Origin of the sequence: Thermithiobacillus plumbiphilus (assembly GCF_038070005.1) — a bacterium.
Taxonomy (GTDB): domain Bacteria; phylum Pseudomonadota; class Gammaproteobacteria; order Acidithiobacillales; family Thermithiobacillaceae; genus JBBPCO01.
On the sequence record NZ_JBBPCO010000009.1, the window covers coordinates 124509 to 150744 of the forward strand.

Annotated in this window: 24 protein-coding genes; 17 read left to right on the forward strand and 7 right to left on the reverse strand. The window is 57.2% G+C overall.

Annotated features, from left to right (window positions below):
* Genes urtB through ureG form a run of 9 tightly spaced genes read left to right on the forward strand, consistent with a single transcriptional unit; the run spans position 1 to position 7205 of the window.
* On the forward strand, positions 1 to 915 hold the full coding sequence (urtB, locus tag WOB96_RS10205; RefSeq protein ID WP_341371188.1) for an urea ABC transporter permease subunit UrtB: 915 nt from the start codon (positions 1 to 3) through the stop codon (positions 913 to 915).
* Positions 916 to 923: 8 nt separating this feature from the next.
* Entirely contained in the window at positions 924 to 1973 is a 1050-nt protein-coding gene (gene urtC / locus WOB96_RS10210) for an urea ABC transporter permease subunit UrtC (RefSeq protein WP_341371189.1), read from the forward strand.
* Positions 1970 to 2731: an urea ABC transporter ATP-binding protein UrtD gene (gene urtD, locus WOB96_RS10215; RefSeq protein WP_341371190.1), complete on the forward strand. Its 762-nt coding sequence runs from the start codon at positions 1970 to 1972 to the stop codon at positions 2729 to 2731. Before urtC ends, urtD begins: the two co-directional genes overlap by 4 nt.
* On the forward strand, positions 2724 to 3434 hold the full coding sequence (gene urtE, locus WOB96_RS10220; protein ID WP_341371191.1) for an urea ABC transporter ATP-binding subunit UrtE: 711 nt from the start codon (positions 2724 to 2726) through the stop codon (positions 3432 to 3434). The genes urtD and urtE overlap by 8 nt, the downstream gene beginning before the upstream one ends.
* Complete coding sequence (locus WOB96_RS10225) at positions 3434 to 3751, forward strand: urease subunit beta (RefSeq protein WP_341371192.1); 318 nt, start codon at positions 3434 to 3436, stop codon at positions 3749 to 3751. Before urtE ends, WOB96_RS10225 begins: the two co-directional genes overlap by 1 nt.
* Positions 3748 to 5454, forward strand: coding sequence for an urease subunit alpha (ureC, locus tag WOB96_RS10230; protein WP_341371193.1), 1707 nt, complete (start codon positions 3748 to 3750; stop codon positions 5452 to 5454). Before WOB96_RS10225 ends, ureC begins: the two co-directional genes overlap by 4 nt.
* Positions 5455 to 5460: 6 nt before the next feature.
* The gene (gene ureE / locus WOB96_RS10235; RefSeq protein WP_341371194.1) at positions 5461 to 5928 is read left to right on the forward strand and encodes an urease accessory protein UreE; all 468 of its coding nucleotides are present in this window, start codon (positions 5461 to 5463) and stop codon (positions 5926 to 5928) included.
* A complete protein-coding gene (locus WOB96_RS10240) occupies positions 5918 to 6595 on the forward strand; it encodes an urease accessory protein UreF (RefSeq protein WP_341371195.1) in 678 nt (225 codons plus the stop codon). The genes ureE and WOB96_RS10240 overlap by 11 nt, the downstream gene beginning before the upstream one ends.
* Positions 6596 to 6611: 16 nt before the next feature.
* On the forward strand, positions 6612 to 7205 hold the full coding sequence (ureG, locus tag WOB96_RS10245) for an urease accessory protein UreG (RefSeq protein ID WP_341371196.1): 594 nt from the start codon (positions 6612 to 6614) through the stop codon (positions 7203 to 7205).
* A 291-nt stretch (positions 7206 to 7496) separates the two neighbouring features.
* Here the strand turns inward: ureG and gmhB are convergent, their stop codons facing one another.
* The 7 genes from gmhB to wbaP form a co-directional block, all read right to left on the reverse strand.
* On the reverse strand, positions 7497 to 8162 hold the full coding sequence (gene gmhB, locus WOB96_RS10250) for a D-glycero-beta-D-manno-heptose 1,7-bisphosphate 7-phosphatase (protein ID WP_341371197.1): 666 nt from the start codon (positions 8160 to 8162) through the stop codon (positions 7497 to 7499).
* A complete protein-coding gene (locus WOB96_RS10255) occupies positions 8150 to 8842 on the reverse strand; it encodes a nucleotidyltransferase family protein (protein ID WP_341371198.1) in 693 nt (230 codons plus the stop codon). The genes gmhB and WOB96_RS10255 overlap by 13 nt, the downstream gene beginning before the upstream one ends.
* Positions 8839 to 9438, reverse strand: a complete 600-nt coding sequence (locus WOB96_RS10260; protein ID WP_341371199.1) for a D-sedoheptulose-7-phosphate isomerase — start codon at positions 9436 to 9438, stop codon at positions 8839 to 8841. The genes WOB96_RS10255 and WOB96_RS10260 overlap by 4 nt, the downstream gene beginning before the upstream one ends.
* Positions 9426 to 10451 carry a GHMP family kinase ATP-binding protein gene (locus WOB96_RS10265; RefSeq protein WP_341371200.1) on the reverse strand — a complete coding sequence of 342 codons (1026 nt, stop codon included), beginning with the start codon at positions 10449 to 10451 and terminating at the stop codon, positions 9426 to 9428. Before WOB96_RS10265 ends, WOB96_RS10260 begins: the two co-directional genes overlap by 13 nt.
* A 92-nt stretch (positions 10452 to 10543) precedes the next feature.
* Positions 10544 to 11776, reverse strand: coding sequence for a glycosyltransferase family 4 protein (locus WOB96_RS10270; protein WP_341371201.1), 1233 nt, complete (start codon positions 11774 to 11776; stop codon positions 10544 to 10546).
* 16 nt (positions 11777 to 11792) lie between these two features.
* Positions 11793 to 14225, reverse strand: a complete 2433-nt coding sequence (locus WOB96_RS10275) for a GumC family protein (protein WP_341371202.1) — start codon at positions 14223 to 14225, stop codon at positions 11793 to 11795.
* Positions 14226 to 14261: 36 nt separating this feature from the next.
* Positions 14262 to 15725, reverse strand: a complete 1464-nt coding sequence (gene wbaP / locus WOB96_RS10280; RefSeq protein ID WP_341371203.1) for an undecaprenyl-phosphate galactose phosphotransferase WbaP — start codon at positions 15723 to 15725, stop codon at positions 14262 to 14264.
* A gap of 700 nt (positions 15726 to 16425) precedes the next feature.
* Between wbaP and WOB96_RS10285 the strand changes: the two genes are divergently transcribed.
* The 8 genes from WOB96_RS10285 to WOB96_RS10320 form a co-directional block, all read left to right on the forward strand.
* The gene (locus WOB96_RS10285; RefSeq protein WP_341371204.1) at positions 16426 to 17772 is read left to right on the forward strand and encodes an oligosaccharide flippase family protein; all 1347 of its coding nucleotides are present in this window, start codon (positions 16426 to 16428) and stop codon (positions 17770 to 17772) included.
* A gap of 3 nt (positions 17773 to 17775) precedes the next feature.
* A complete protein-coding gene (locus WOB96_RS10290; protein WP_341371205.1) occupies positions 17776 to 18699 on the forward strand; it encodes a glycosyltransferase family 2 protein in 924 nt (307 codons plus the stop codon).
* Positions 18684 to 20120: an O-antigen ligase family protein gene (locus WOB96_RS10295; protein ID WP_341371206.1), complete on the forward strand. Its 1437-nt coding sequence runs from the start codon at positions 18684 to 18686 to the stop codon at positions 20118 to 20120. The genes WOB96_RS10290 and WOB96_RS10295 overlap by 16 nt, the downstream gene beginning before the upstream one ends.
* A complete protein-coding gene (locus tag WOB96_RS10300; protein WP_341371207.1) occupies positions 20117 to 21241 on the forward strand; it encodes a glycosyltransferase family 4 protein in 1125 nt (374 codons plus the stop codon). The genes WOB96_RS10295 and WOB96_RS10300 overlap by 4 nt, the downstream gene beginning before the upstream one ends.
* 91 nt (positions 21242 to 21332) lie before the next feature.
* Positions 21333 to 22466, forward strand: a complete 1134-nt coding sequence (locus WOB96_RS10305; RefSeq protein ID WP_341371208.1) for a glycosyltransferase family 4 protein — start codon at positions 21333 to 21335, stop codon at positions 22464 to 22466.
* Complete coding sequence (locus tag WOB96_RS10310) at positions 22466 to 23662, forward strand: glycosyltransferase family 4 protein (protein WP_341371209.1); 1197 nt, start codon at positions 22466 to 22468, stop codon at positions 23660 to 23662. Before WOB96_RS10305 ends, WOB96_RS10310 begins: the two co-directional genes overlap by 1 nt.
* Positions 23663 to 23719: 57 nt before the next feature.
* Positions 23720 to 25660: a hypothetical protein gene (locus WOB96_RS10315; RefSeq protein ID WP_341371210.1), complete on the forward strand. Its 1941-nt coding sequence runs from the start codon at positions 23720 to 23722 to the stop codon at positions 25658 to 25660.
* A 139-nt stretch (positions 25661 to 25799) separates the two neighbouring features.
* On the forward strand, positions 25800 to 26236 hold a 437-nt coding region (locus tag WOB96_RS10320; protein WP_423229736.1), incomplete at its 3' end, for a hypothetical protein.

The window sequence follows — 26236 nt, forward strand, 5'->3', positions numbered from 1 at the left end:
ATGCCGGATTTCTCGATCTGGGCCGGGCAACTGTTCATTGGTCTGAGCAGCGCTTCCATTCTGCTGATGATGGGCCTTGGTCTGGCCATCGTGTTTGGCCTGATGGGCGTGATCAACATGGCCCATGGCGAATTGATGACAGCCGGCGCCTACACGGCCTTTCTGGTACAGACACTTTTTACCAGCCAGTTGTCTGATGTCTGGCAGCCTTATGCGATTCTTGCGGCCCTGCCGGTGGCATTCCTGGTTGCTGCGGTACTCGGCTGGTTGATGGAGATCAGCGTGATCCGCTTTCTGTACGGGCGACCGCTGGAGACCCTGTTGGCGACCTGGGGCGTGAGCCTCATCATGCAACAGGGGTTCCGTTCCCTGTTTGGCTCCAACAATGTCTCGGTAAGCACACCCGACTGGCTGACTGGTGGGGTGACGCTGACGCCTGATCTGCAATTGCCGACGGTCAGGCTCTTCATCCTCGGGCTGGTGCTTGTCACCCTGCTAGGCCTGTTTCTGGTGCTGTACCGCTCCCGCACGGGGCTCATGATCCGGGCGGCAATCCAGAACCGCGGCATGAGCGCGGCCTGCGGTGTGCCTACCAGGCGCATCGACGCGATTACCTTCGCCCTGGGCTCGGGCCTGGCTGGCCTGGCGGGTTGCGCGCTGTCACTGATCGGTTCGGTGGGGCCTTCCAGCGGTCAGAACTACATCGTCGATGCTTTCATGGTGGTCGTGGTCGGCGGGGTCGGCAATCTGGCCGGGGCCATCGTCGGCGCCTTCGGCATTGGCGAGTTGCAGGCCGGCCTGGAATACCTGTCATCTGCGACGATGGGCAAGGTCCTGATATTCGGGCTGATCATCATCTTTCTGCAACTGCGACCGGCCGGTCTGTTTCCGTCCCGCTCGCGCGCGCTGGATTAGGAGGCCTCGTGCTCAATTCCCGTCTGGGCGTGGAACTGGCGTCAATCGCGACGGCATTCGTCCTGTTGCTGGCCGCGCCCCTCTATCTGTCGGATTTCTCCCTCAATCTGCTTGGGCAATTCCTGGCCCTGGCCATCCTGGCCATTGGCCTGGATCTGATCTGGGGCTATACCGGCATCCTCAGCCTCGGTCAGGGCGTGTTCTTTGGGTTGGGCGCCTATGGCATGGCCATGTATCTCAAGCTCGCCGCACTCGGCCCAGGTGAGTTGCCGGACTTCATGACCTGGAGCGGCATCGAGGAACTGCCGGCCATCTGGCAGCCCTTTCAGTCCTTCCCCCTCACCCTGCTCCTGATCGTGCTGATCCCGGGTCTCCTGGCCTGGCTGCTGGGTGCACTGGTGTTCAGGAGCCGGATCAAGGGTGTCTATTTCTCCATTCTCACCCAGGCACTGGCCGTGATTGTGGCCACCCTGTTTGTGGACCAGCAGGAACTGACCGGTGGCAGTTCCGGCCTGACCAATTTTCAGTCCCTGTTCGGCATGCCGCTGAACGAGCCGGAAACCCAGGTCAGGCTCTACTATGCCAGCCTCCTGATCCTGCTTGGCGTGTATCTGTTGGCGCGCTGGATTACCGGGTCTTCGATGGGCAAGATCCTGCGCGCGATTCGTGATGCCGAGAACCGCACCCGTTTCTGCGGTTACAATCCGACCGCATATAAGGCCTTCGTGTTCGGGCTCGCGGCGGTGTTTGCCGCCGTGGCAGGCGCCTTGTACGTGCCTCAGAATGGCATCATCGCGCCAGCCATGCTGGGTGTCGTGCCATCCATCGAGATGGTGATCTGGGTGGCGCTTGGTGGACGAGGCACCCTGATCGGCGCGATTCTGGGTACCCTCATCGTGAACTACACAAAATACTATCTGAGTAACGCCTACCCGGATTTCTGGCTGTATTTCCTGGGTTCGCTGTTCCTGCTGGTGGTGCTTGCTTTCCCCCAGGGCATCGTCGGTTCCCTGCCACGGATCGAGCGCAGCAAGGCGCAGAAGGTGCAGACGGCATGAGCACGGGCCAAAGCATACTCGAAGTGCATGATGTCAGCGTCAGTTTCGATAAGTTCAAGGCGCTGGATCACCTGAACTTTTCCATGCTGGAAGGCGAGCTGCGCGTGGTCATCGGACCCAACGGCGCCGGCAAGACGACCCTGCTGGACGTCATCAGTGGGCGCACCCGCGCGGACAGCGGCCAGATCCGCTTCAATGGCCAGGACATTACCCGCATGGCCGATTTCCAGATCGTGAGACGTGGCATCGGACGCAAGTTCCAGGCGCCCTCGGTCTTTCCCGACCTGAGCGTGTCCGAGAACCTGGCGCTTGCCGCCAGGCGTAAGCGGGGCGTACTGGCGGCGCTGTTCCAGCGCCGCGATCCCGAGGAGACGCGCCGAATCAATGAGGTGCTGGAACTGATCGATCTCGGCCGCCTCCGGGATCAGCGGGCCGGCAGTCTGGCCCACGGCCAGAAACAATGGCTGGAGATCGGCATGGTGCTGGTATCCAGACCCCGCCTGATGCTGATCGATGAACCCATCGCCGGCATGACGGCCAGCGAGGTGGCCCGCACTGCCGGACTGCTGAGACAGCTGCTGGGTTTCTGTTCTGTGCTGGTCATCGAGCATGACATGAATTTCGTGCGGGAGATCGCCGATCGGGTCAGCGTCTTTCATCAGGGTGCCCTGCTCACGGAAGGGAGCTTCGATCGCGTCCGCGCCGATGATCGGGTGCGAGCGGTCTATCTGGGAACGGAGGAGGGCGCGCATGCCTGAGACTTTGCTGAATATTTCCAGACTGCAGTCCGGCTATGGCAGCTCGCAGATCCTGCGGGATGTCTCCCTGGGCATCGAGCAGGGCGAGATCGTCTGCCTGCTGGGCCGCAATGGAGTCGGCAAGAGCACGCTGCTCAAAACCCTGACGGGGCTGATCAAGGCATCTGCCGGCAGCATTCAGCTACAGGGGCAGGACATCACCCGCATGCCGACTCATCTGCGCGCCAGGGCGGGGCTGGGCTATGTGCCCCAGGGGCGGGAGGTGCTCCCGCAGTTCACCGTGGAGGAAAACCTGCTGCTCGGGACCCTGGCCCGCGGCAGTAACCGCATGCAGTTACCGGATGATATCTTCGTCTACTTCCCTATGTTGCGCAGCATGTTGCGGCGCAAGGCCGGGATGCTTTCAGGTGGGCAGCAACAACAGCTCGCCCTGGCCCGGGCCCTGATGGGTGAACCGCGACTGCTTCTGCTCGACGAGCCCACCGAGGGCATCCAGCCCAGCATCGTGCAGGAGATCGGCGAAATCATTCAGAGACTGAACCGGGAAAAGGGAATCGCCGTGCTCCTGGTCGAGCAGAAGATCCCCTTCGCCCGCCGTCTGGCCAGCCGGTTTTTTGTGATGGAGCGCGGCGACATTGCGGTCCAGGGGCCAATCGAGCAACTCGATCAGTCGGTGATTGCAAGCTATCTGGAAGTGGCCTGATGACTCCGGGCGAAGTGATTCCACTGGAAGGCAGCATCGAGCTCAATGCCGGCCGGCGGCAGATAGCACTGGAAGTGGCCAATACCGGCGACCGGCCGGTGCAGGTCGGCTCGCACTTTCACTTTTACGAGGTCAATCGCGCCCTGCGCTTCGATCGCGCCCAGGCGCGCGGCATGCGCCTCGACATCCCGGCCGGCACGGCGGTGCGCTTCGAGCCGGGCGACACCCGCGAGGTCAGGCTCGTGCCCTTTGCCGGCAGCCGGGAGATCTATGGCTTCAATGCCCTGGTCGAGGGCCCGCTGGAGGGTGCGTCATGAGCCAGATGGACCGTCGCGCCTATGCCGAGCATTTCGGCCCCACGGTCGGGGACCGCGTGCGCCTGGCCGATACGGCGCTTTTGATCGAGGTGGAAAAGGACTTCACCGTCTACGGCGATGAGGTCAAGTTCGGCGGCGGCAAGGTCATTCGCGATGGCATGGGACAGTCGCCGATCACGAATGCCCAGGGCGCCATGGATCTGGTCATCACCAATGCCCTGATCCTCGACTGGTGGGGCGTGGTCAAGGCCGATGTCGGCGTGAAGGATGGCCTGATTGCCGCCATCGGCAAGGCTGGCAATCCCTACACCCAGGCTGGCGTGGACATCATCATCGGTCCCGGTACGGAGATCATCGCCGGCGAGGGCATGATCCTGACCGCCGGCGCGATCGACAGTCATATCCATTTCATCTGTCCGCAGCAGATCGAGACCGCGCTGGCCTCCGGCGTGACCACCATGATGGGCGGCGGCACGGGTCCGGCCACCGGCACCAATGCCACCACCTGCACGCCCGGACCCTGGTATCTGGCGCGGATGCTGCAGGCGGCCGATGCATTCCCGATGAATCTGGGTTTCCTTGGCAAGGGCAACAGCGCCCGTCCGGAGGCCCTGGTCGAGCAGGTCGAGGCCGGGGCCATGGGCCTCAAGCTGCACGAAGACTGGGGGACGACCCCGGCCAGCATAGATACCTGCCTGAGCGTGGCCGATCGATATGACGTGCAGGTGGCCATCCATACCGATACCCTCAACGAGGCCGGTTTCGTGGAGGATACCGTGGCCGCCTTCAGGGACCGAGCCATTCATACCTATCACACCGAGGGCGCAGGCGGCGGCCATGCACCGGACATCATCAAGGTCTGCGGCCTGCCGAATGTACTGCCGTCTTCCACCAATCCGACGCGACCCTATACCGTGAACACGGTCGACGAGCACCTTGACATGCTCATGGTCTGTCATCACCTCGATCCCGGCATTGCCGAGGATGTGGCCTTTGCCGATTCGCGCATTCGCCGCGAGACCATCGCCGCCGAGGACATCCTGCATGACCTGGGCGCCTTCAGCATGATCGCCTCGGATTCCCAGGCCATGGGCCGGGTGGGGGAGGTCATCATCCGCACCTGGCAGACCGCGCACAAGATGAAGACCCAGCGCGGCAGTCTGCCGGGCGATCCCGCGCGGCATGACAACCTGCGGGCACGACGCTACATCGCCAAGTACACCATCAATCCCGCCATCACCCACGGCATCGCCGGCTATGTCGGCTCCATCGAACCGGGCAAGCTCGCCGATCTGGTGCTCTGGCGGCCGGCCTTCTTCGGCGTCAAGCCCGAGCTGGTCCTCAAGGGCGGCATGATCGCCTGGGCGCAGATGGGCGACGCCAACGCCAGCATTCCCACCCCGCAGCCGGTGCATGGCCGGCCCATGTTCGCAACCTTCGGCGGCGCGCGGCATGCGACCGCGCTGAGCTTCGTCTCGCAACGGGCGCTGGAGGCCGGCATTGCCGCCCGGCTCGGGCTGCGGCATCAGGTCATGGCCGTATCCGGCACCCGCAACATCGGCAAGCGCGATATGAAGCTCAATGACGCCATGCCGCACATGGAAGTCGATCCGGAAACCTATGAAGTCCGCGCGGATGGCGAACTGCTGATCTGTGAGCCGGCCTCGGTTCTCCCTCTCGCTCAACGTTATTTTCTGTTCTAGGACGCCATGATCATCTTCACGCAACGCCTGGACCCCATTCCCGATGCCCGGGCCAACATGAACCTTCTGCTGAGCGCTGAAGAGCGCCAGCGCAGCCGCTTTCGCTGTCATGCAAAATCCGGCGAGGAGGTCGAACTGCGCCTGCCACGCGGCACCGTGCTGCGCGACTCTGATATTCTCTACGGCGATGGCGAGCATGTGGCGCGTGTGCTGGCCCGTCCCGAGCCGGTACTGACCGTCAGCGCCTCCGATCCGCTTCTGCTGTTGCGCGCGGCCTATCATCTGGGTAACCGGCATGTGCCGCTGGAAATCACGCCCGAATTCCTGCGCCTGTCGCCTGACCCGGTACTGGCGGACATGCTCCGCCGCCTGCATCTGCAGGTCATCGAGGAAATCCGGCCCTTCCAGCCAGAAAACGGCGCCTATCATGGCCATTCACATGAACCACGCCTGATCCATGGCCATGAACGCTGAACTGGCTCTCCCGAGGCTCCTGCAACTGGCGAGCCCTGCGCTCCCGGTTGGCGCCTATAGCTACTCGGAAGGGCTGGAGCAGGCCTGCGAGGCGGGCAAGGTGAATGACGCCGGCAGCCTCGAAAGTTGGCTGCTGGATGCCTTGCACTCCGGCAATGCCCGGCTCGAAGCCGCGCTGGTCCTGCGGGCCTGGTCTGCGTGGCAGGCCCGGGACCTGTCCCTGCTACGCTATTGGGATGCGTGGTGCGATGCCACGCGCGAGAGCGAGGAACTGCGCGGCCAGAGTCTCGACATGGGCCGGGCCCTGGCGCGCCTGCTGCGGGATCTCCATCCCACTGATGCCGAGTTGCAGACGGCCTGTACAATTGCCCGTCACTTCAGCAGCGTTTTCGGGCTGACCGCAGCCTACTGGGAGATCCCGCAGCACATGGCCGTGGAAGGCTATCTGCATGCCTGGGCCGGCAATATCATCAGCGCCGGCGTGAAGCTCATCCCGCTGGGTCAGACCGCCGGCCAGCGCCTGCTCTGGTCCCTGCAGGGCGACATTCGCCTGGCAGCAGCGCAGGCCCTGGATCTGCCGGATGAGCAACTGGCGAGCTTCGGTCCGGGACTGGCGCTGGCCAGCATGCATCATGAAATACAGTACACCCGCCTGTTTCGCAGTTGATCATGGGAGAAGAACGATGAGTGCCTTTCGAGTCGGCGTCGCCGGGCCAGTGGGCTCCGGCAAGACCGCCCTGGTGGATGCCCTGTGCAAGGCGATGCGCGATGATTATCGCCTGGCCGTGGTCACCAACGACATTTACACCCAGGAAGACGCGCAGTTCCTGGTGCGCAGCACCGCTCTTGCGCCGGAGCGTATCATCGGTGTCGAGACCGGCGGCTGCCCGCACACCGCCATCCGCGAGGATGCCTCCATGAATCTCTCCGCCATCGAGGTCCTGGAACAGCGTTTCCCCGATCTCGACATCCTCTTCGTCGAGAGTGGCGGCGACAACCTGGCGGCCACTTTCAGCCCGGAACTGGTGGACCTGACGCTCTATGTGATCGACGTGGCCGCAGGGGACAAGATCCCGCGCAAGGGTGGACCCGGCATCACCAAATCCGACCTGCTCATCATCAACAAGATCGATCTCGCGCCTTACGTGGGCGCCAGTCTGGAAGTCATGGACCGCGATGCCCTGAAAATGCGCGTGGACAAACCTTTCATATTCACCAATCTCAAGAAAAATGTGGGTCTGGCCGAAGTGATCGACTTCATTGCACAACGCGCCTGATGCGCAGGTACCCAGACCCACGAGATTGTTGGCCAGACAGGCCGAATGATGGGTAATTCGGCCTCCGAGTCCTTCGGACCACTGAACTTGTTCTGTCAAAGTAGTAGATCGGCCCCAAGAATCCGTTTAGCCGACACAGATACTTGCGCGGTATCCCGGTATCCGCCGCCAGCAGAAAGCCAATGATCTGCTCCTTGGAAAATCCTTTTTTATGTCAATTCCTTCCGGCTATGGATTTGGACTCTACATCATCATCGTCGCGTTACTCAATCAGGAAGGTCGTCGTGACAATCACAAACTACATGCCCTAAGGATGGGAGATCCATTTCCAAACGCAGAGACCGGACTTTCATCATGCCCTTGGCTTGAATCGATATCGGGACTCGGGCTGCCAGCCACATGCAGCGAACACGTATGTTCAAGAATGCTGTTGGCATGGTCGAGGTCCCTGGCAATGTAGGTGGCCTCAGAGGGGACTTGGGCAGTCATGGGAGCACGTAGCAGCACCGTCGTTTCTACACCGGCAGCATGCGCTGCTCTAACGTCGCTTTCATGGTCACCTATCAGGATCGAGTTGCCCAGATCCAGATCGAGATCAGTGCGCGCACGCAAGATCATGCCTGGCTCTGGTTTTCTGCATGTGCATTGGGTTGCTGAAGTCCCAAAGCTCGGATGATGTGGGCAGAAATAAACGGCACTGATGAAAACGCCCTTGTCAGCAAATCGGCTCAACATCCATTCACTGAGTTGATGAAAGTCATGCTCGGAATACATGCCACGCGCAATTCCCGCCTGATTGGTGACCACCACGATCAAATACCCGGCGGCCTGGAACGATTGGCACAGGGAAAATATTCCATCCACGAACTCGAAATCCCGAAGCTGGTGCACATGCCCGAAATCCTTGTTGATGACACCATCACGATCGAGGAAAAGCGCCCTTTTCAATTCACACATAGTTCCCTGTCCGCACGGTGGTAGTCTTCAGGAACGCCAATGTCGATGAAGTAGGCGTCAGATATGAAACTGGCGCCATCCAGATTGCCTAATTCTGGCTGCAGGAAATCGGCCTCGAATGAAAACTTATCCGGCAAGTCGGGTCTGCTAAGCAAGTCCTTTTGCAGGATATATATGCCACCATTGATGTAATGGCACTCTCCCTGCTGAGCTGCGCCAAAAGCCATTATTCTTCCCTCGATGACCTGCACGCTGCCGAACCGACTCGCCTGGTGGGCTGGCTTGAGGGCCAGCGTTACCTTGGACTGCTCCGCCTGGTGTGCGTCGAACATTTGCTGAAGCGGGATCTTGAACAATGTGTCGCCATTGAGGACCAGAATGTCTTTTGCGTGCATCAATTCCAAAGCCTGACGCAACGCGCCGCCCGTGCCCAGCGGTTCGGTCTCGATGGAATAAACCAGTTCCATTCCCGCAAACTCCTGGCCAAAATGTTCCATGATCATCTCGCGCCGATAACCGACGGCAAGGCATACCCGCGCGATTCCTTCAGCGGCCAGATAACGCAGGAGATGTTCGAGAAAAGGGCGGCCACAGACAGGTGCCAGTGGCTTCGGGACTTCGCCAGTGATCTGACGAAGCCGGGTACCAAGCCCACCTGCAAGAATGATGGCTTCCTTCATAGGCGTTCCCTGTCCCCAAAAATCAAGCGTTCCACAATGGCACAGATGACGTGGCCAATGAGAATATGTGATTCCTGAATTCTGGCGGTACTTGATGAAGGAACCATCAGGCAGTGATCCGCCAGTTCCATGGCCTGAATGCCTCCCTTGCCCGTGAGTGCCACTGAATGAATGCCCAAATCGTGGCAGGTTTTGAATCCTCGGAGGATATTGGGTGATTTGCCGGAAGTGGAAATGCCGATGAAAAGATCACCAGGACGGCCATTGGCCTGGAGTTGCCGACTGAACAGGTTCTCATAACCATAGTCGTTGCCTATGGCAGTAACAGTGGAGGGATCCGTCGTGAGTGATATGGCAGGGAGGCCCGGCCTGTCAAACATGAAGCGGCTCACGAATTCCGCAGCAATATGTTGCGCATCTGCAGCGGAACCGCCGTTACCAGCGAGCAGAATCCGATTGCCGCCTTGAAAGACGGACACGCAGAGTTCGGCGACACAGGCTATTTCTTCCGTCAGCGCATCCATGCCAAGAATTTCTTCCTTGACGCCGATCGAACTGCGGATTTCACTTTGAACGAATGTTCTCAAGCTCGCCATGATTGCGCCCCCTGGCCCGTGAAGTGGAATCTCACAATCTCTCCCTGCAGGGGTTTCAGTGCCGACAATAGTTCAAGTCGTCTTGTTGGTGAGGTCATGAGCATCATGAATCCACCACCCCCCGCGCCAGAGATCTTGCCTGCCTGCGCGCCGGCCTGGCTGGCACGTTCGAAAATGGACTCGATGAAGTCGTTGCTGATCGCCTTGGCCATGCGCTTCTTGGCCTGCCAGGACTTTCCAAGGTGGGCCGTGAAGCCCTCGATATCTCCTTTCAACAAGAACTCCTTCATGCTCAGGGCGTCCTCCTTCACCTCGAGCATGGCCTGGACAGACTGTTCCGATCGTGATTTGGTGTTTTCCACCTGCTCCTGAATGATACGGGCTGAATCCCGCGACCGGCCTGTGTAATAAAGTACAATGGAGTTTTCCAGCTCATTGATGGTGGCATCCTTGATGCGCAGTGGATTTACTATGACTCGATCATGACCATAGAACTCCATGAAATTCACACCACCGAACGTGGCGGCATATTGATCCTGCTTGCCGCCGGCGAGCCCGACATCACAACGCTCTATTTCAAAGGCGAGCTGCGCAAGATCGTATTCACCCAGAGGGATATTCAGTGCTTCCTGGTAGGCTCGTAACATTGCTACGACCATGGTGGAAGATGAGCCGAGTCCACTACCGGGAGGCGCATCCGAATAGGTGACCACGCATATTTCCATCGGCTTGCCCTGATTGAATTCCTTGACAACCCGGTTATAGACCGCCTTGTGCAGACTGAGGACGCCATCCAGTGGAAAAAATTCCTGCAGCGGCCCCCTGAATGATTCCTGCAAGTCCATGGCCTGGAAACAAATGCCTTCTCCCGGAATGGCAAAGATGGTGCAGTAAGCATACATGTCGATCGTTGCATTCAGAACGAAACCACCATGCTGATCGCTGAAAGGAGACACATCCGTTCCGCCTCCAGCAAAGCCAAGGCGCAGTGGGGCTTTAGAGCGACAAACCATGTAACACCTCCCGTGTTGACATCAAGATCGGGGTTAGGCAATGAATCTGTTTAGCCCGGACTCATGTAAATGTTTTATCTTTGTGGAATCGTTCATTGAGTGACCCTGGACTCCTGCAGCATTCGTAATGATGAATGCCGGGTTGCTGCCATGTCGAAGCGCGTGCAGGCTTCAGATACAGCTTCCATCAATTTCTGCCGGAAACGCTCAGGCGAAAACCTTTGAGCGTTGGCCCGACATTCCCTGGCTGAGAAAAGGGGGTAAGCGGTTTCGAACCGGTGAACGGCATCGATGATCGATGCCGCACTCTGCTCTTCGAAGAAAATGCCCGTAGGTCCTGGCGATGACTGCTCGCGGTTTGCATGATGCGATCTTGGAGAGATCAGTGTTGGTTCGGTTGGCAACCCAATCACGGTTTCCAGCGCGCCGCCTCTGCCATAGGCAATGACAGGCGTGCCGCAGGCCTGTGCTTCTATAGGGGTCAGGCCCAGGTCCTCCTCGGAAGCAAAAATGAAGGCCTTGGCACGCTGCATGTAGTCGCGCAATTGGTTGAAAGGCTGATAGCCGAGCAATGTAATGTTGCTGGTTACCTTGGACTTCATCATTTCAAAATCAGGACCATCACCAATTACGATCAACCGCTTGTCCTTCATCGCGGCAAAGGCCTCGATGATCAGATCGACCCGCTTGTACTGAACCATGCGCGATGCGGTGAGATAGAAATCCTCTTTGTCCTCACACATCGGGAAGGCTTCGATGTCTGCGGGGGGAAAGATAACCTTTGCCTCACGCCGATATGTTTTTTCAATGCGACGCGCAACGTAGTGAGAGTTGGAAAGAAACTGATCCACACCGTTTGCGCTGCGCGTGTCCCATATGCGGAGCTTGTGAAGCATCCATTTCACCATCCAGCCTTTCAAGCCAGTTTTCAGGCCTGCCTGACTCAGATACAGGTGCTGCAGGTCCCAGGCATATCGCATCGGTGAATGAACATAGCTGACATGCACCTGATTGGGGCCGGTGATCACTCCCTTCGCTACGGCATGGGAACTGGAGATGATCAGGTCATAAGAGGATAGATCCAACAGTTCGATGGCCATTGGCATGAGCGGAAGATATTGACGGAAATGCTTGCGTGCAAATGGCATCTTCTGGACGAAGGTGGTCTTTGCATGCTTGTTCAGCAGGAATCCGCGCTCGTCATCCTTGAGAAAATCAACCACGGCAAAAAGATCGGCTTCCGGATAGCACTGGAGGATCTGCTCCACGACGCGTTCTGATCCGAAATAATCGACAAACCATTCATGGACCACAGCGATTTTCATGACAATCTCCTTATGGCTAGCCGGCACGCTGCAATAGACGGGTTGCTGACCTGGAGCCATCCCGACGGGTGTTCAGGCCATACATGTGCGTCTTCATGATTTCGCCGCAATTGATCACGACTCCACGCAGCAGAACGAGTCCTGTTAGTCCCTCCTGGTGTTCTGCCCATTCCTGCCGAGGTGTATGGCCAATTCGGAGTACTGACAACATCAGATCTGCGCGCGGGGCCAGAATGATGCTGTCACTGACGGTGGGGAAGGCCGGTGTATCCAGAACGATGTAGTCGAATTCACGTCTGATCTCGTCGAAGATCCTGTCGACCTTTTCATGGCTGAGAATCTCGGCGGGACTCATGTCCGTCTCCAGGATCGGACTGATATATGAAAAGCTGCCATTCATGACTCTTTGCACGGCATTGCGCCACTGTGTAATTCCACAGAGCAGTTCACCGGCACCCACATGGCTTCGCGGGAACTTCGATCTGTCCCTTGCGGAAGTCCTGAGATCCAGATCCAGGAGTAGAACTTTCTTGCCATCCAGTGCAAGCGCGTGGGAGAGGTTGGTGGCAAGCGTGGTCTTGCCATCACCCGGGACGGCAGAGGTGATCATGATTATCTGGCCCAGCCTGCCCTGCAGGGTGTGATAGATGTTCGAACGCAACACTCTGAGCGATTCGGCGCCGGTGGATTGTGGTGCCTCAACCAGGAAAAGCGGATTGTTTCCTGATTGCTTGCCAGGCAGATGCGGAAGGGCTGCATAGGTTGGAGCGCCATTGAGCATTCTGCGGGCCTGATGGGAAGTCTGGACCCGCCTGGAGAGGAAGTGATAAGCAAAGATTGATGTGATGCTTAGAAACAGGCCAGCAAACACCCCAGTCCCGAGCAGGAAAGAGGCTTTTGGGCTGATTGTCTGGTCCGGTATGATTGCTTCTTCAAGAATATGATTTTGGGAGACTGTAGAAGCCTTGCTCAAGGCGGATTCCTCTTGCTTCTGCATGAGGAATACATATAGCTTGCCCAGGACCTCCGCATTGCGGGTCAGGGCGATGATTTCCATTTCCGAGCGTGGCAACTGCTTCATCGCCGCATCCGTTCTGCCAATGCGGTCCTGCAGGTCGGCCAAGGTCTGGCTCGCCATTTGCCGCTCATTGGCTATCAGTGCGGCAATCGACTGCTGCAGGCGCTGTGAGACAGCTTTCTGTTCCGCCACCAACGGAGAGGCATCGGTTTGAGTCTCTCTGAGCTGGGCAAGCGTGGCTTCGGACTTCGCGAGGCTGCCGCTCAGTTCGTCGAGGACCCTGCTGTCGGCCATGTTGAGCTGATAGCTGTCGATATGGCCGGCCGCGATCTGTCGCTCGATGTTGTTCAAGGCATTGAGCTTCATGCGCGCCTCGGTCGCCTGTTTCTGGTAATCCGCAGCCGAACTGATCATGACCTTGGCGTTTTCTGGCGCTTCGATGATCCCCGTCTTCTGTTTGTATGCTGCGAGCTTCTGGTCGGCCAGCACGAGTGACTGGCGTACTTTTTCCAGTTGCTGTTTGGCAAAGTCGCCTTTCGCGCTGGCTTCTTCCGTTTTCCAGCGCAGACTCTGGGCGAGGTAATCAGCCATCAACTGGTTCACGAAAGCTGAGGCCTGATAAGGCTGGGTGCTTTTGAAACCGACATAGATGACATTGGCCTTGCTGGTAGATCCCTCGCCATTTTCCTTCTTGGGTGTATACACCTGCAGGGCATCATTTCTGATCAGTGTCTGATAATAGGAATAGGCGGGCTGGATACTGAGCTTGTATGTGCTGCCTGGCGCTGGCACGAAGCCCTTGTCATATCCCTGCAGGTTCATGCTCAGTTGGTTAGGGACTGTGAATGGCTGGCCCATCATCCCCGAGCCAAGCAGCGTCTTGCCGGCAAATACCTGGTAATGCCCTTTGGAAGCAAACCTGACGCTCAGAGGGCTACCTGCGAGCATCGGGTTGTGCAGGTCTGCATATATGGCAACGAGGGCATCCTGGCGGGGTTTGTAAAGCCGGATGTCCTTTCCGGAAAGCTTCCAGTGCCAGTTACGCAAGTTATCGGAAGAGCCGGCTGCTTCAACCTGGGCGTTCAGCCCGGTTTCCTTGATGGCCTGCACGACAAGGTCGCGGCTCTTCAAAACCGCCATCTGGCTTTCAATGCCTCCGGACATGCTGCCCTGATCCAGTGCCCGGCTGAAGTTGTCCTGGCTTGCCAGATTCCTGTCGTGTATGTCCCCCAGGTACAGGCCGCCATTGCTCCTGAATACAGGGCGTGACCAGAGCAGCATGAAAATACTGGCCAAAATGCAGAGCAGCGTTATTCCCACAATCCATTTCCAGTGTCTGCGCACAACCAGGCCAAGCTCATGCAGATCGATCTCATCATTTTTCTGTGCTTTCATCGGGGTCTGGATGACCGGTCCTAGCATGGTTTCCATGGCACATCTCCTTTCCTGGAATTGGTGAGTTGCGTATTAGTGGGCGCCATGACCACTGATCACTGTCCTGATGGTCCGCCCCAGCAGATATAAGTCGAACCAGATCGACCATTTTCGGACGTAATAGAGCTCCATCTGCACCCTTTCCGTGTAGGAAATGTTATTGCGCCCGGATACCTGCCAATAACCGGTAATGCCTGGCCTGACACTCAGAATCAAATCGCGGGCTGACTGCATTTGCAGTACCTCCTCCCGGCTGACCGGCCGCGGTCCCACAAGGCCCATCTCGCCGCGCATCACGTTCCAGAGTTGCGGAAGTTCATCTAGGCTTGACTTGCGCAGGAAATCGCCGAAACGGGTTACGCGGGGATCCTGGCGCAACTTGTGAAACTGCTCGAACTCAGCCTTCAAATCCGGCCGCTCTTCCAGGATTTGCTGCAGGCGGACTTCGGCATCCACGTACATGGTCCTGAATTTCCATACCTTGAACGGCTTGCCATTCTTGCCAATTCTTTCCTGACGGAAAAACACAGGGCCTGGTGAGTCCAGCCTGACCATAATGGCCAGGATGAACAGAAGCGGAAGAATGACCAATCCTCCGGTTAAGCTCAGCACCAGATCCATCCATCGCTTTAATTGCTGATAGAAGGGGATGAGGAGCTTGTGCTGCATTTCCAGCCCCAGAGCACCACCAAGGTCCCTCGGTGCCACCGCCAGCGTCGTGCTGCCCACACTATCCGCGAGCATGATCACGTGCGGAAAGGTCAGACTGTGAGATTTGAGTAATGGAATCATTTCATCGGGGTGGCGGCCGTTACGTGCGAGAAGCAGATAATTCACGCCTGATTCCACGAGTGTCCTGGCTTCGGCGCTGCTTTGATCGACAATTCCGTCAACCGACATTCCTGAGTCATTTTCATCCTGCATCCGGCCGATGACCTTGAAGCCCAGACGGGGATTCTCTTCAAGCTCACGTACCGTTCTGGTCAGTGTTTCACCTTGGCCACACACGACCAGGGCTGTTCCCCACCACCAGCACTGGGCAAAGAATGACCTTGCGATCGAACGCCCGAAAGGAATGAGCAGCAGACTGCTTAGCCAATGAATGAGGATGACGAATGGCGGTGGAAGGCCGGCAGGCTGAAATAGTATGTATGCGGAAAAAAGTGTGGCTGAAACACTGCTGATGGAAAGAAATATCAAGCGGATTTCTTCGGGAGGATTCAATCCTGGTGCAGGATAGAGATTGGTTGCTGCCAAACCCAGAAGTGAAAGCATGATCAGCGCGCCTGCCTGCAAGTGCCATGTTTCTGCAGGTTCGCTGCCAAAGATGCCAGCAATCGCCAGTCCGGCCAGTGTGCTCGTCAAGAGCGCAAGTGAGTCACTGGATAAGAGTATCAGTCTGGTGATCCCTGTCTTCGGGAACATTCGTTGACAATGTCCTGCCTCGCTGTCGTACGCATCGGTAATCGGAGGCAAGGGCGTTTGTGTATTCAGCATGATTCAGACTCCTGTACAGATTGATCGGATCGGTGTCCGCGGGTCTGCAGCGATTTAAAGCTGTACTGAATGAAGCAGAAAAATATTCTACTGGCGCTTCTATGTGTGCTCTTGCCTGGAGTCCAATAATTCTCCAGAGCTGGTCAAGGAGATATCTTCAGTCAATCTGCAGCAAGGACCATGCCTGAATTCTGGAAAATAATTTTCATGGCGGAATAGTCATGTGCAGATTGCCTGGAATGTTGGCTGTTGCTTGGATCGCGACTAATTGGTTTGTGTGCAAACTATTTGGCATTGGCAAAATTCTGGCAAACCGAATATCGAGAGAAATCATGATTGCCCAAAAAAGGGCCCTGATTTGGTGCTCATGTAGTAATTTGGTGCGATAACCTTTGGCTTGCTACTTGGGATTTAGGATCAAAGTTGGTATGCATAGGACTTAAGGCTGATTAAAAAAATCAAATAATAGGTCCTTTGTCCCATTGAAAAAATATAATGATTCGTGGTTTTCGCCATAGGTGAGGAAAATCCGATATGTATCGCCTGCGGCCCGAATATTGCTGTTGGAATAATGGCTGATTTGAAAGGCAGTAAAGGCATTCCTGCATACCGATCTTCAGTAGTTATCTGAATACGATATGTAATACGGGCGGGGAAAAGTACTCACTGCGACATTCTGCATTCGGGAGAGGTTGCCTGCATGAGGCATTCAATCGCTACACTGGTGATCCGGCTCTTGAGTCTGCTGCGCGGCGAGACTGGGGTCGGGGCGATGGTCTCCACGCTCTGGACCAATCTGCTGATCATGGCGATCAATCTCGGCACGGGTGTGCTCACTGCCAGAATGCTGGGCCCTGAGGGTCGCGGCGAACTGGCGGCCATGACCTTATGGCCGCAACTGCTGGGATATATGGTCGTGCTTGGATTACCTACGGCCCTGGTTTATCAGGCCAAGTGCCAACCAGAACTTCAGCGAGAGCTGATGGGTGCCGCGCTTGTCCTCTCGGTGGCCATGGGCGGGATTTCGGTCCTGTTTGGCTGGTGGCTGATTCCGATCTGGCTACAGCATTATTCGCCGGAAATCGTTCATTTCGCCCAGTGGATGATGTTTGTCGCGCCCCTGGAAGTTACCGGATTGGTCTTCATGGCCGGTATGCAGGTCATGAGCCATTTCACTGATTACAACCGGCTTCGATACTTTACTCCCGCATTCACACTCCTGGCCTTGCTCCTGCTGGTTGTTTCAGGAAACCTTTCCCCTTTCACTGCAACGCTAGCCTACCTGCTGGCCGCCTTTCCGGTTTTTCTCTGGGGCCTACGCTGGACCTGGATCAGCTTTCGTCCCGTTCTCAGCTCATTCCGCTCTTCAAGTGAAGCCCTGTTGTCTTATGCCTGGCGCTCCGCCGGATCCAGTCTCGCCACCGTACTGGCGCCGCAACTGGATCGTGTGCTTGTACTTGGGCTGTTGAGTCCTGCTGCCATGGGTCTCTATGTGGTTGCCGTCAGTCTGGCGCGCACCCTGAGCAGTCTCATTTCTCCGATCAGCAATGTCCTGTTGCCGAAAACCGCTGGCCGAGCGCCTGACGAGATTCTGGCAGTCACGGGCAGGACAGTAAGAGCCACCCTGGCGCTGACTGGCGCGGTGGCCTTGCCCTTGGGGCTGCTGGCACCCTGGGTGCTTGAACTGCTCTATGGGCCTGGCTTTGTCGAAGCAACACAGGTCTTCCGAATCCTGTTGCTCGATGCCATTTTCGCGAGTGCCGGCATGGTGCTGGCCCAGGCTTTTCTGGCCGTGGGAAAACCGGGATTCGTCTCTATCCTGCAGGGTGTGAGCCTGATACTGACTGTCATCCTGGTCATGCTGCTGACGCCGCGGTTTGGTCTGACTGGGGTGGCAAGTGCCATGCTGATCTCGACTATCCTGCGGCTCCTGATGATCAATCTCAGCGTGCCACGCATCTTCAATGTGGCCCCTCCGCAATTGCTGCCCGTCTGGTCGGAACTTGTCGATGTCATGCGTTTGGTTCGGAATACCGGGAGGACTTGATCCATGAAAATCAGTGTACTGGTTCCAACGTATCGCCGCCCCGATGACTTGTCGCGCTGTCTGCGTGCCCTTGCCGGGCAGCATCGCGTCCCGGATGAAGTGCTGGTGGTCTTGCGGGAGGACGACCATGAATGCCGGCGGGTTGCTGCCGAATCGGCAAGACAGGGCTTGCCGCTACGACAGGTCACCGTACATCAAGCGGGTCAGGTGGCGGCCTTGAACTCCGGGTTGATGGAGGTTTCCGGCGATGTGGTAGCCATTACGGATGATGACGCGGCTCCCTGGCCAGATTGGCTTCTACGGATAGAAGCCCATTTCCTGGCTGATCCCGAACTTGGTGGCGTCGGCGGCCGTGACTGGGTATATCACAGTGGCATTCTGGAAGAAGGTGCATGCGTAGAGGTGGGCAGGGTTCTCTGGTATGGGCGCGCCATTGGTAACCATCACATTGGCGCTGGCGCTGCTCGGGAGGTTGATGTGCTTAAAGGGGCGAATTTTGCATTTCGCACGGAGATCCTGCGGCTGACTGGATTCGATACGCGTTTGCGAGGTAATGGTGCACAAGTATGTAATGAGATGGGCGTGTGTCTGGCCATCAAGCGGGCTGGCTGGCGCCTGATCTACGATCCAGCGGTGGCCGTGGATCACTTCCCGGCCAAGCGGCATGACATCGACCAACGCGCCAGTTTCAACTTTCAGGCGCAATCCAACATGGTCCACAACGAAACCCTGGTGCTTCTCGATCATCTGCCTTTCTGGCGTAAGCCCGTGTTTCTGTTGTGGGCACTCCTGATAGGTACCAGCGAAGCCTATGGTCTGGCGCAAGTGCTGCGATTCCTGCCCAGAAAAGGCGGAATCGTGATGGCCAGATTCGTCGCTTCCTTCCATGGTCGCTATGAGGGCGTGAGAACATGGCTACGAACCTAGCTGAAAGCTCGCTGCCCGATTCCGGGCGATCAGGAGTCTCGCCTGCCTGGATAGGCGCCACAGGGTTTGTCCTGATCACCCTGCTGACCTTGCTGCTTCATCTCGGGGTATTGCTCAACTATCTCTATCCCGTCCTGGCGCTGGCATTGGGAATCTGGCTCTTCCGGTGCTATCCGGTCTTTTATCTCGGCTATGCCTGGTGGCTATGGTTCCTGACCCCTGAGGTCCGCCGCCTGGTGGATTTCCAGGTGGGGTGGCAGCCAATAACGCCGATCATGCTGGCACCCTATCTCGTAACCGGTCTGACCTTTTTCACGCTGTTCATACATTTGCCGAAAATTCGGCAACGCTGGCTCTTTCCGCTGGGTCTGGCAATGGCGGGCGTGCTGTATGGCTATCTTTCCGGATTCCTGCAATCCGGCCCTGTCGCTGCCAGCTACGGACTCCTGAGCTGGGGAATTCCCATCGCTTTTGCCTTTCACATGGCCCTGCGCTGGGAGGAGTACGCGGCAAATCGCCATGCCATACATCGTGCCTTTGCCTGGGGTGTGCTGATCATGGGCAGCTATGGCCTGCTGCAATTTCTGGCGCCGCCTGCCTGGGACCGGTTCTGGATGCTGAACGTGCCGATGAACACCATTGGCCAGCCGGCGCCTTTCGAAGTGCGGGTTTATAGCACCATGAACTCTCCAGGGCCCTTTGCGGTTTACATCATGTCCGGCCTGCTGCTGCTTTTCGCGCCTGGCGGTGGCTTGCGACTGCCGGCCTCGGTATTCGGATATGTCGCGCTGTTGTTGTCGCTGGTGCGCTCCGCCTGGGGCGGCTGGCTGGTCGGGATGATCTATCTACTGGCGCGTGTGCCCTCCAGACAGGTGCTTCGCATCATCCTGTCGGCCCTCGTGATTTTTGTCATCTCCCTGCCATTGCTCAGCATTGGGCCGATCGCAAACCAGGTCGAGCGTCGCTTCGATTCCATCCAGAATCTGGAACAAAACCAGAGTTATCAGGCCCGATCCGCCTTTTATGACCGATTCTGGGAAACGGCAATTACAACACTATGGGGCACGGGGCTCGGGTCGACAGGCATGGCGACGAAATTACAGAGTGATCAGCCAGGCGAGGGAGATCAGCAAAGATTCATGCATTTTGACAGTGGAATCATGAATATCCCGTTCGTGCTCGGCTGGCCCGGCAGCCTGCTGTATTTCCTGGGAAGTGGCGGTGTGCTGTTTTATCTGTTACGCGCCAGGAGTCAGCGAGCTGATCCCTGGCTGACTTCCGAAGTGGCCGTTGCCTTGGCGGTATTCTCCCAGTTGCCTTTCGTGAACACCCTGATCGGGGAGGTCGGCATGATCTTCTGGGGATTTGCCGGGCTCGCACTGGCTGGAACGCGGTTTTATAGCGAAAGGGAGGAAATATGAAGATCGGCATCATTACCCACAAGCTGGTGCGGGGCGACGGGCAGGGACGCGTGAACTATGAAATTGCCAGGAAGGCCCTCACGGCAGGCCACCAGGTGATAGCCATAGCCATGGAGGTGGCGCCGGAACTACAAGAAGAGCCGAATTTCGATTGGGTCAGGGTTCCGGTAGCCGCGTTGCCCACTTATTTGCTCAGGGAGCATTCCTTCGCGATCGCGGCGGCCGTGTGGCTGCTATGTAACCGGGATGAATGTGACGTACTGCACGCCAATGGATTTGTCACTTGGCATCCGGGAGACCTGAATACGGCGCATTTCGTCCATAGCGGTTTCCTACGCTCGGGCCATTATCCTTTTCGCCCCTGGCAGGGCGTCTATGCCGCCTACCAATCCTTTTATACAGGCTTCAACGCCTTGCTGGAGAGATTCATATTCCGCCGCGCCGGCCTGGTCGTCGCCGTTTCCAGAAAGATAGCGGAAGAATTGATGGTCCTGGGCGTTTCAGAAAAGCGGATCCGCGTCATCTACAACGGGGTGGATCTTGATGAGTTTCGCCCGGGGTATTCCGTTCGCCGCGTGCTGGGACTGCCGGAAGGTAAGGCGATGGCCTTGTTTGCGGGTGATCTGCGTACACCGCGCAAAAACCTCGATACCGTGCTCCGGGCACTCGTCAAGGTGCCAGAAGTGCATCTGGCCGTGGCTGGCACCCTGGAAGGAAGCCCATTTCCGGCCCTTGCCGATTCCTTGAAGCTGTCAGACCGGGTGCACTTTCTCGGCAAACGTACAGATATGCCGGCCCTGATGCGTGCAGCCGACTTTTTCATCTTTCCATCCCGGTACGAGCCGCTCGGGCTGGTGCTCATGGAAGCCATGGCTTCCGGCTTGCCAGTGATCACCGCGCGCTGCACTGGCGGGGCGGAAATGCTCACGCCGGAGTCCGGGATCGTGCTGGATGACCCCGACAATGTCGATAGCCTGGCTGGAGCGATGCAGCTGCTCCGGGATCAACCGGAGCTCAGATATTCGATGGGCCGTGCCGCGCGAAACGTCATGGAGCGCTTTACCTGGTGCCACATGGCTGAAAATTATCTGGAAGCTTATCGGGAGGTGGCTTGCGTCTGATGGATCCTTGCATTTCGTAAGGGCTTCGCCGGTGCTCGAATGGCATACCCGGCATGTTCGGTGACCTTTTCACTGGGGGTGGAGAATGAACATGAAAGTACTTGAGATCGGTATGGCATGGTTCCCGGAACAGCCCGGTGGAATGGATCGATTCTATTACAACCTGGTCAACAAGCTCCCCGGGGCAGGCGTGGCGGTCAGAGGGCTGGTGGCGGGCTCGGAGCGGGTGCTGAGCGATTCCGGCGGATTCATCCGGTCTTTCTCGCCGGCGAAAATCCCGTTGTCAAGACGTCTTTTTGCAGTCCGGAAGGCCATGGGCAATCTTCTGGCTGAAAAAAAGCCGGACCTGGTGGCATCGCATTTTGCGCTTTATACCTTCCCGCTGCTTGACCGGATCAGGAAGTTTCCATTGGTGATCCATTTTCATGGCCCCTGGGCGGATGAGGGGGCCATGGAGGGTGGCCGTGGACTTGCCTATAAAGCCAAGTTCAGGCTGGAGAAAACCGTATATCAACAGGCTGATCGATGCATCGTTCATACGCGCGCATTTGGACGGCTGCTGTCCGAGAACTACGGCGTGGATGTCGGGCGTATCCGGGTCGTGCCAAGTGCGGTGGATGCCAGTGTGTTCGATTTGAACGTTTCGAAAGCAGAAGCGCGGCGTCGTCTTGGCTGGCCACAAGACAGGCCGATCGTGATTACGGTACGGCGTCTGGTCAACCGCATGGGGCTGGAAAATCTCATCGAGGCCATGCTGGCGGTACGCCGTGAATTTCCCGATGCGCTGCTCCATATCGCCGGCAAGGGGCCACTGGCGAGCATGCTGGAAGCGCGCATTCGATCGCTTGGACTCGAGAATCATGTGCATCTGCTTGGTTTTGTCGATGACAGCGACTTGCCCTATGTCTATCGGGCAGCCGATCTGAGCATTGTTCCGTCAGTGGCTCTGGAAGGTTTTGGCCTGACCACGCTGGAATCCCTGGCCTCTGGCACCCCGGTTCTGGTAACTCCCGTCGGTGGCTTGCCTGAAGCGGTAGGGGGCTTGTCCTCTGCCCTGGTGCTTGGCGGAACAGGCAGCCATGCACTCGCCGAGGGTTTGCGTGCCGCCTTGCGAGGAGTACTGCATCTGCCAGATGCCAAACAATGCAGACGCTATGTGCAGGAAAACTATAACTGGCCGCTGATCGTCCGTCAGGTTCGCAGTGTTTACCAGGAGGTGCTGTGATGAAGCCTCGCATACTGTTTTTGAATCATACCGGAGATCTGGGCGGAGCGGAACTGTGTCTACTGGATATTGCAAGCCATTTTGCCGAAGGATCGCAGGTCATGCTCTTTGAGGATGGCGCGTTTCGACACTTGCTCGAATCCAGGGGGTGCATGGTGGGGTTGTCTCACGGTGCCGAGGGCATGATGCGGATACGACGTGGTTCCGGATTCTCGACAGCCATTCGGGCCGTACCCGCTGTTTTTGGCCTGGCGCATGCCATTGCACGCAAGGCGAGTGAGTTCGACGTGATTTATGCAAATTCGCAAAAAGCCTTCATCGTTGCGGCAGTGGCATCACGGTTTTCCGGCACGCCTCTGCTATGGCATCTGCACGATATCTTCACCAACAGCAACTTCCATCCGGTGCTGCGCGATCTCGCCATTGGCCTGGCCAATCGATATGCCAGTCGCGTGCTCGCCAATTCCGAAGCGACCAGAGCCGCCTTTGTGCAATGCGGCGGGCGCGCGGATCTCGTACAGGTCGTTTATCCGGGAACGGATCCGGCCCATTTTGCGGACCCGGATCTGACAAGGATCCTTGCCTGGCGGCACCAACATTGCGGGGATGCCCCCTTGCTCGGGATCTTCGGACGTCTGACTCCCTGGAAAGGGCAGCACGTTTTCCTGAAAGCGCTGGCAGCCCTGCCGGGCGTGCATGGCTTGCTCGTTGGTGCCCCCACCTATGAAAATCGCAATTTTCATGAGGCGCTCAAACGGCAGATGGAAGATCTTGGAATACAGGACAGGGTGCATTTCTGGGGCCATTCCGATGAAATACCGGCCCTGATGCGGGTCGTGGATATCGTGGTACATGCATCGACCCTGCCAGAACCATTCGGCAAGGTCGTCGTTGAAGGCATGTTGGCCGGCCAGCCAGTGATAGCAACAGCGGCAGGTGGCGTGCCCGAGATCATCGAGAACGAAATCAGCGGCATTCTGGTTCCACCCGGGGATGCTGGTCATCTCGCTGAAGCCATCAGAAATCTTCTGCAAAATCCATCTACTCTACATTCGATTGGCAAAAAAGGGCACGAGCGGGCGCTTAGCCGATTTTCTCTGGAAAGATCCCTGGACGAGGTGGACCGGGCAATTACCAAGATACTGACAAAATCACTCATGCAGGATGCTGCTCTGGTCCAGAACGGCAAATGTTGAGATCCAGTAGTGCAAACTTGCGATCAATGTGAGATCCAGGGATTGAATGGAGTTACCATGCCTAACTACAAGCCATGCAACATTGGTCGACGTCGTTTCCTGGGACAAGTCATTGCCGGAGCAGCAATTGTGGGCTTTGGTGGGTGTGACAGTAGAACGCCGGATGCTGCAACTACCGCTTCGGGCAGCAGGTCTGGAACTCCCCCCAATAGTAATGTCAGCGGTTCTGGAACTTCCAGTGAAGCGGTCTTGCCTTTGCCAAAAACCGTTCTTTATGCCGTGAATGATCGTATCATCGAGCAGTGGCCGCCTGTTTTTGCCGCAAGCATGATGGACCATCTGGGATTCAACCTCGGTTATCCCAAAGACCTTGGATGGGTGCTGGATCGCGCACGGGCTGCAGGTTGTCGCGAGATCCGGTCGCAACCAGGCGCTTGGAGCAATGAGGAAATTGTTGCCGCCCCTGGTAAATACAGAGGCTCGAGCGTAAAGCTGCTCAATGAGCTTCGCTCACGCGGGATGCGCGTCCGCTTGGTAGGGGCCTATGGGCCACCCTGGCAGGCAAATGCCCAACTCAAGCTATTGTCTCAAGCCAATACTGGTGATAGTACCCTGGTGGTCGAAGGAGATCTGTCTGGTTTTGAGCCCTGGATGACTTTCCTTGCGCTGGGCGCTGGCGGATCGATACATCCCTCACAAGGGAAAAACTATCTCGATAAATGGAACTACTATGGCACCTTGGTATTGGCAATAGATGTCTCCAAAAGACAGATCACTCTTGCGGCGCCAGTGCTGTCACCATTACCTGCAGGCACTCCCCTGGCCCTGAACAAGCTGATGTACCCCTTTCCGCAGCAGGTGGATCCGATGGATCCCGGTGTCGTGGCCTACTGCAACTATCTTCGTGAACTAGCCAGACAAGTAGAGAGCAATGGTGTGACAGGAAGCATCGAAATCTGGAATGAGCCACCTTGGCCGGATGATGCATGGCTGAGTCCCAAGAGGTTTTTTTCCGGTACTCCTCCCGATTGGATGACAAGTACCACAGATGATTTTGCGGTCTATCCAGCAGTGCTTGCCAATCTGAGTGCCCGTTGGCCTTACCAGAATGTAAAGCTCTGCAATGCGGCAACCAACAAAACTGCTGACGGTGACTGGCTTTTTCTCAAGACAGGAGATTGGGAATCCTTGGAGAATCCCAGTGCCGACCTCCTGAAAGGCTCAGAGGCAGAGACTTTTACTGAAGCTTTTCATCCATATGGACCCTTTCCGGAATCGCAGACCTGGTATCCGACGGCAGCAGAAACCTTTCCCTACAAAGTCGTGCAGGGCGGCAATCAGAGCGCTAATCTGCCGTTGGCCGTAGCTGCGGAAGAACGTTTCCTCAAGACGTTCGGATATAGTATTCCCCTGGAGGTTACGGAAACGGGGTTGAATACGGGGAACGACTTTGTGCAAGCGTTGTTCCTGGTGCGCCAGTTCTTGGCCTATCAGAGTCTTCAACTGAAAAATATTGATTTTTATGTGCTTGAAGAGGAGAGCAACTATTCTGTCCTGAATTCTGCGACCTACAAGGAAAGGATGGCGCTGGCAGTGCTCGGCAAGCTCATCCATTCACTTGGATCTCTGGAGACTGGCACTCAGCGCATCATGCCCGCGGCAATGCCAGAAGTAACAAGTTATGATGGCCAATGGCCCTTGGCAATGGTGCCGATCGTCGGTACTGGACAGCTGCTGCTCGCGCTTTGGCAACGCAACTATCCTGAATCTGGTAAAAGCTGGAGTGATGAAAGTGGCCAAAGGGGCTATGTTCAAGCATCAGCAGCGAAAGTCGTTCTCCGCGTCCCGGATGGCATGGCATACCAGGATTCGCATGATTTGTTTTCGCAAGAGCCACTGAAGATCAGCATACTGTCAGGTGGCAGCATGTCCATCAGCGGCTTGCGGGATCACCCTGTCTTCTTGAGGTTCATCATTCCTCCTGCGCCAGGTGGATGAATCTGGCTACGCCATATGGATTAATCCATGTTGGTAACCTGTGCCCCTGGCGGTCCTGGCCATGGTTGACAAGAGCACTGGCAGATATGAGATAGTTCTATAGCCACTCGCGCTTGTCTCCTGGAAAAGCCCCCTGCTCATGTCAGACCACCAGAACACAAGCCCTGAAAACAAGTTGTTGGCCATTGGCCGCCTGCTGCAGGCGGCTGATTATCACTTCACCTGCGTGACGCCCGAGACGCATCGGCGGGTCAATGCCCGCGAAGCGGGCCGGCCTGCGCGCGACCTGCGGGATGTCTTCGGCTGGAGTCGCCCGTTCAGGCCTGATATCGTCCCGCGAGACATGTGGACGCTGCTGGAAACGGCCGATCTGCTTGAGCCCGTGGGCGAACTCTGGCGTAGCCGGGTGCGCTATTCGAGCCTCGGCGGGCAGCTTTTCGTGCATTCCGCCTTCCCGACCGTGCAGGCGGACGCCGTGTTCTTCGGGCCGGACACCTACCGCTTTGCCACCCTGATCGAACGCACCCTCAGCCGCCGGCAGGGGCCCTTTCAGCATGTGGTGGACATCGGCTGCGG